The organism is uncultured Mucilaginibacter sp. (assembly GCF_937859865.1).
GTDB lineage: Bacteria > Bacteroidota > Bacteroidia > Sphingobacteriales > Sphingobacteriaceae > Mucilaginibacter_A.
The window spans coordinates 1-4985 of record NZ_CALMAT010000046.1 but is presented as its reverse complement, the minus strand read 5'-3'; the positions used below and the strand labels follow the sequence as shown (position 1 = coordinate 4985).

Annotated in this window: 6 protein-coding genes; 5 read left to right on the top strand and 1 reads right to left on the bottom strand. The window is 38.1% G+C overall.

Annotation, left to right across the window (positions count from 1 at the left end; genetic code table 11):
- Positions 1-27: 27 nt before the first annotated feature.
- Positions 28-150 carry a hypothetical protein gene (locus Q0192_RS05265; RefSeq protein ID WP_299287159.1) on the top strand — a complete coding sequence of 41 codons (123 nt, stop codon included), beginning with the start codon at positions 28-30 and terminating at the stop codon, positions 148-150.
- 182 nt (positions 151-332) lie between these two features.
- Here Q0192_RS05265 and Q0192_RS05260 read toward each other — a convergent pair whose 3' ends face one another.
- Positions 333-710, bottom strand: a complete 378-nt coding sequence (locus Q0192_RS05260) for a helix-turn-helix domain-containing protein (RefSeq protein ID WP_299287156.1) — start codon at positions 708-710, stop codon at positions 333-335.
- 114 nt (positions 711-824) lie between these two features.
- Between Q0192_RS05260 and Q0192_RS05255 the strand changes: the two genes are divergently transcribed.
- The 4 genes from Q0192_RS05255 to Q0192_RS05240 all read left to right on the top strand — a co-directional run bounded on the left by Q0192_RS05255 (position 825) and on the right by Q0192_RS05240 (position 4836).
- Positions 825-1817, top strand: a complete 993-nt coding sequence (locus Q0192_RS05255; RefSeq protein ID WP_299287153.1) for a medium chain dehydrogenase/reductase family protein — start codon at positions 825-827, stop codon at positions 1815-1817.
- A 57-nt stretch (positions 1818-1874) separates the two neighbouring features.
- Positions 1875-2843, top strand: coding sequence for a PHB depolymerase family esterase (locus tag Q0192_RS05250; protein ID WP_299287150.1), 969 nt, complete (start codon positions 1875-1877; stop codon positions 2841-2843).
- A gap of 224 nt (positions 2844-3067) precedes the next feature.
- Complete coding sequence (locus Q0192_RS05245; protein WP_299287147.1) at positions 3068-3913, top strand: helix-turn-helix transcriptional regulator; 846 nt, start codon at positions 3068-3070, stop codon at positions 3911-3913.
- 80 nt (positions 3914-3993) lie between these two features.
- Positions 3994-4836 (top strand): SDR family NAD(P)-dependent oxidoreductase, encoded by an 843-nt coding sequence (locus tag Q0192_RS05240; protein WP_299287145.1) that lies wholly within the window; start codon positions 3994-3996, stop codon positions 4834-4836.
- The last annotated feature ends 149 nt before the right edge of the window (positions 4837-4985 follow it).

Here is a 4985-nt window from a genome sequence, read left to right as displayed (position 1 = left end):
GAATTGAACGCTGCCCGTTTTATACCGATGCATTACGGTACTTTTGACCTTTCAGACGAACCGTTGGGCCAGCCTTTAAAAGATTTACATGCGGCAGCAAAGAAGCTAAACTTGGATGTATTGAGCATCGGCAAACCACTGGTTTTATAATCAAATTTTCAGATACTTCTTTTACCACCTAAAAATTGGTCTTTTTAAACTTGGATAACGATACCAATTTTTAGGGCATAAAAGAAGTATTATATGTTTAGGAACTTGGAAACAAAAAAGTACAAGTCAAAAAAATAAAACCAAAAAATATTTCCAACTTAAACAAATAACAAAAGGCAAATTTACTTTTTGCCAATTTGCTGTTTGATGTTTTCCCGGTGCATGGCGCCCCATTTACTTAAAGAGCGCACTACATCTTCTAAAGTATTGCTGTATTCGGTCAGTTCATATTCAACTGTAACCGGCATTGCCACAGCATTTACATTTCGTTTTACAAACCCGTTCATTTCCAAGTCTTTCAATTCGTTGGACAATACCCTGGCCGAAATCCCGGTAATGGTCCGTTGCAGCTCGTTAAACCGTTTTTTGCCATTAAACAAAGCAATAATAATTCTTAGTTTCCATTTTCCACCCATCGCATACAAGGCGTCTCCAACTGCTTGGAGCATAATCGCGCATTCTTCATCAAAAGTGTTACTGCTTATTTTACAAAATTCCATTTGTTAAAGTTTTACTAACCAAAAGGTTACTGCTAACCTTTTGTTTACTGCTAATATTTGATAAGCTAATGTAGCTACATTTGAAACAGGAATTTCAATTTTTTTTAAAATATAATGCTGAACAAACGAATTGTTATTGAAAGGGCCGGAGGCGTTGAAGTGCTTAAACTAATTGAGGAACCAATACCACAGCCCAAAGCAAATGAAGTTCTTATCCAAGTCAGGGCCAGTGGCGTTGCCTTTGGCGATATCCTGTTTCGCCAGGGCATTAGTCCGGCTACTTACCCGATGACACCAGGCTATGACATTGCAGGTGAAGTGGAAGCGATAGGAAGTGCTGTAACCAAATTTAAAACAGGTGATACTGTGGCCGGGTTTTCAGGTACGGGCGGTTATACAACTTATATATGTTTGCCCGAAAACCAGCTTACCACAGTTCCTGATGGCTTAAACCCTGAGGAAACTGTAAGTGTTGTTTTAAATTATACTGCCGCATATCAACTTTTAACAAAAGCGGCCGGGTTAAAATCAGGCAACAGCATTTTGATACACGGAGCGGCCGGCGGCGTTGGAACAGCAGTGTTGCAACTGGCAAAGATTCTTGGGATCAAAGCTTATGGTACTGTTTCTACTTCTAAAATAGCCTTGGTTGAAAAGGAAGGCGGAATACCAATTGACTATACTAAAACTGATTTTGTTGAACAAATAAGGCTTTTAACAGAAAAAGGGGTGGATGCAGTTTTAGACCCAATTGGCGGCAATCATTTATTTCAATCTTATAAAGCTTTAAATAAAAAAGGAAGGCTTGTAGTTTTCGGGGTAAGTTCGGCAGTTAAAGGCGAAGGCAACCCTAAAATCAGGTTGATAAAAGCGATGTTGCCTTTTTTACTTCTTAAATTAACCCCTGATTCTAAAAGTGTTGTTATCTCTACAATTAGTACCAAAACTAAAGGTTTGCAAGAAGACATGGCCAAGATGGTCAACCTGCTAAATGAAGGCAAAATCAAACCAATTATAGCAAAGGCTTTCCCGTTGGCACAGGCAGCAGAAGCGCAACTGTTTTTAGAGCAAACAAAACCTGTTGGAAAAATAATTTTGCAACCTTAGTTGGATTAATTTCAAGTCCTGCTGGCTGTATAACAAGTTCCTCCGTTTAAAAAGAAAATGAACCGAATCATTATTGTTGGCACCCTGCTAATCCTTTTAATTGTTGCTTATTTTTATTTTGCTTATGCGCCAGTTCCCAATGAACCTCATCTTAGCTCAAAAATTGAACAAGCTACAATCCAAGTGGCTAATCAAACAAGAAATTATTTGTTCTACGTTCCAAAAAAGCTGAGCAATAAACCAGCGTTAATTATTGCCTTACATGGAACCGGGATGAACGCCGATAAAATGCGGCAATGGACGGCTTTTGAGTTTGACCAATTGGCAGACCAAAAAGGTTTTGTAGTCATTTATCCAAACGGCTATAAAGGTAATTGGAACGACTGTCGAAGCAATGTGCCTTTTCCGGCAAAAAAAGAAAATATAGATGATGTTGGGTTTATCCAAAGTTTGGTTGATCAATTTAAGAAAGATTATGGAGTTGACGCGGGCAAAGTTTATGTATTCGGGTTTTCAAATGGGGGACAAATGGCCCTGCGGCTTGCCATGGAAGAACCAGGTTTGATAGCCGCGGTTTCGGCTATTGGTGCCAATCTCCCAACGCTGGCCACTTGTTCTTGTAAATTAGAAGGGCAAACATCAAGGGTGATGCTAGTTACCGGAACCAAAGATCCAATCAACCCCTATTACGGCGGCGATGTAACGCTGTTTGGTTTTAAAAAGATCGGGACGGTAATTTCTGCACAAGCATCTGCAGAAAGTTTGGCCGAACGGAACGGAATTACAACAAAGCCTTTAACAGAAAAAATACAAAATTTAAAAGAAAACAATTTGGAAGAAAATAACGGGATTTATACAGAACGCAAATCTTGGACGAAAGCAGGGCAAACCGTAGTTGAACTTTGCACAATTTATGGCGGCGGACATGTAATCCCTCAATCTAAATTTAGGTTTCCAAAATTGATGGGCGAAACTTCCAAAAGCTTTGATGCACCACAACAAGCTGTTTCCTTTTTTGGCCTTTAAGTTAATAAGGAAAGATTAGCAAATTGTATTGGCAACTGTTAATTGCATGCTTCTTTTATGCCCTAAAAATCTTTAAACTTTCCATACTTCTGTATCAATAAAAAGTACATGCATATTTTTATCTGCTAAAAGAAGCATTGTCAAAACTTGTTTGAATTTTGTAGCTTCGCTTAATGGAGAAGTTACAAAGCATAGAAGAATTTTATAAGGAAAAACTCAATTGGATGCCTGATAATTTAAAAAAAGAGATCGGGCATTTTAATGTTTTTAAGCTAGACGATTTTGTAGGACGCCATTCCAAACCAATCCCATACAGCCGAAAAGATTATTATAAAATAAGCCTGATTATTGGTAAAAACAGGGTTCATTATGCGGATAAAGTGATGGAAATAGAACACCAGGCTTTATTGTTTGCCAACCCGAAAATCCCTTACAATTGGGAGCAATTAGATGAAAATCAGTCAGGTTTTTTCTGTGTTTTTACCGAAGCTTTTTTCAACCGGTTTGGCAACCTGAAAGAATACCCGGTGTTTCAGCCCAACGGTACGCCGATTTTTTCTTTGTCGGAAAAAGAAGCAGTTTCCATAGTGGCTATCTACAAAAAAATGTTTGAGGAAATCAATTCTGACTATACTTACAAGTATGATGTGCTGAGAAACCTCGTGTTTGAATTGGTACATCTTGCCTTAAAAATGCAGCCTGCCGTTTCAATTTACAACAGTTCTAACGCAGCCGACAAGATTTCTTCCTTGTTTTTGGAGTTGCTGGAAAGGCAGTTTCCGATAGAAAGCCCTTCGCAAAAGTTTTCCCTTCGTTCGGCTTCTGATTTTGCCGGTCAGCTTTCCATCCATGTAAACCATTTGAACCGTGCCTTGAAAGAAACAACCCAAAAAACCACTTCGGCAATAATTGCAGAACGTGTGGCACAAGAAGCAAAAATGTTATTGAAATATACCAATTGGAATGTTGCAGAAATTGCCTATTGTTTAGGGTTTGAAGAACCAACGCATTTCAACAATTTTTTTAAGAAAAACATGCAACAAACGCCTTCGCAATTTAGGTCTGTTTGATTTTCGTAACCTTTTGTTTGATTTTTGTTAGATGGCCCATGCTTAGGCAAACTACTTTTGTATCATAAAAAATCAAAAAAATGGAAAACAAAAAAGTATGGTTTGTAACAGGGGCCTCAAAAGGTTTGGGACTTGCATTGGTAAAAAAACTTTTATCAGGAGGGTACAAAGTTGCAGCAACTTCAAGGAACAGTAACGCATTGGTGAAAGAAATTGGAGAACAATCAGCAGATTTTTTACCGCTTGAAGTTGATTTGGTAAATGAGGTTTCTGTCCAAAAAGCGATTGAAACAACTTTGGTGCATTTTAAAACAATTGACGTACTTGTAAACAATGCAGGTTACGGGCAGATTGGGACTTTGGAAGAATTGACAGACAAAGCAGCAAGGGCAAATTTTGACACTAATGTTTTTGGCTTGTTAAATGTGGTACGCCATGTAATGCCGCATTTTCGCGCTGCAAAATCAGGTCATATTTTCAATATTTCGTCTATTGCAGGTTATAACGCAGGTTTTGCAGGCTGGGGAATTTATTGTGCCACAAAATTTGCAGTAGCCGGATTAACAGAAAGTTTGGCAGCAGAAACAAAAGCTTTCGGGATCAAAGTAACGCTTGTTTACCCGGGATATTTCCGCACTGATTTCCTTTCAAAAGGGTCTATTGTGATGCCTGCCAATGCAATTGCAGAGTATGAAGAGGCAAGACAATCACAGGAATTGCATCAAAACCAAATTGCCGGAAACCAGTCAGGCGACCCGGAAAAAGCAGCATTAGCTTTAATCCAAATGAGCAATGAACAAAAGCCTGCTTTGCATTTGTTTTTAGGACAGGATGCGCTTGATTTGGCCAATCAAAAAATAGATTTTGTAAAAGCTGACTTGGAAAATTGGAAGGAAGTTTCAACATCAACTTCGTTCAATTAAAATCAAAGTTTGACAGGTTTAAAATTGTATGCTTTATTGAACCATACTTCTTTTATCGTATCAAATTATATATTTTGATAAGAATATAATTAGGAACCTGAGTTCGATTAATAAATATTGATAAAAGTTTGCCAATCAATAGAAATGTA

Excerpts from the sequence above, each read along its gene's own strand:
- Q0192_RS05265 (WP_299287159.1), top strand. The coding sequence starts at position 28 with ATGCATTACGGTACTTTTGACCTTTCAGACGAACCGTTGGGCCAGCCT.
- Q0192_RS05250 (WP_299287150.1), top strand. The coding sequence starts at position 1,875 with ATGAACCGAATCATTATTGTTGGCACCCTGCTAATCCTTTTAATTGTT.
- Q0192_RS05240 (WP_299287145.1), top strand. The coding sequence starts at position 3,994 with ATGGAAAACAAAAAAGTATGGTTTGTAACAGGGGCCTCAAAAGGTTTG.
- Q0192_RS05255 (WP_299287153.1), top strand. The coding sequence starts at position 825 with ATGCTGAACAAACGAATTGTTATTGAAAGGGCCGGAGGCGTTGAAGTG.
- Q0192_RS05245 (WP_299287147.1), top strand. The coding sequence starts at position 3,068 with ATGCCTGATAATTTAAAAAAAGAGATCGGGCATTTTAATGTTTTTAAG.
- Q0192_RS05260 (WP_299287156.1), bottom strand. The coding sequence starts at position 710 with ATGGAATTTTGTAAAATAAGCAGTAACACTTTTGATGAAGAATGCGCG.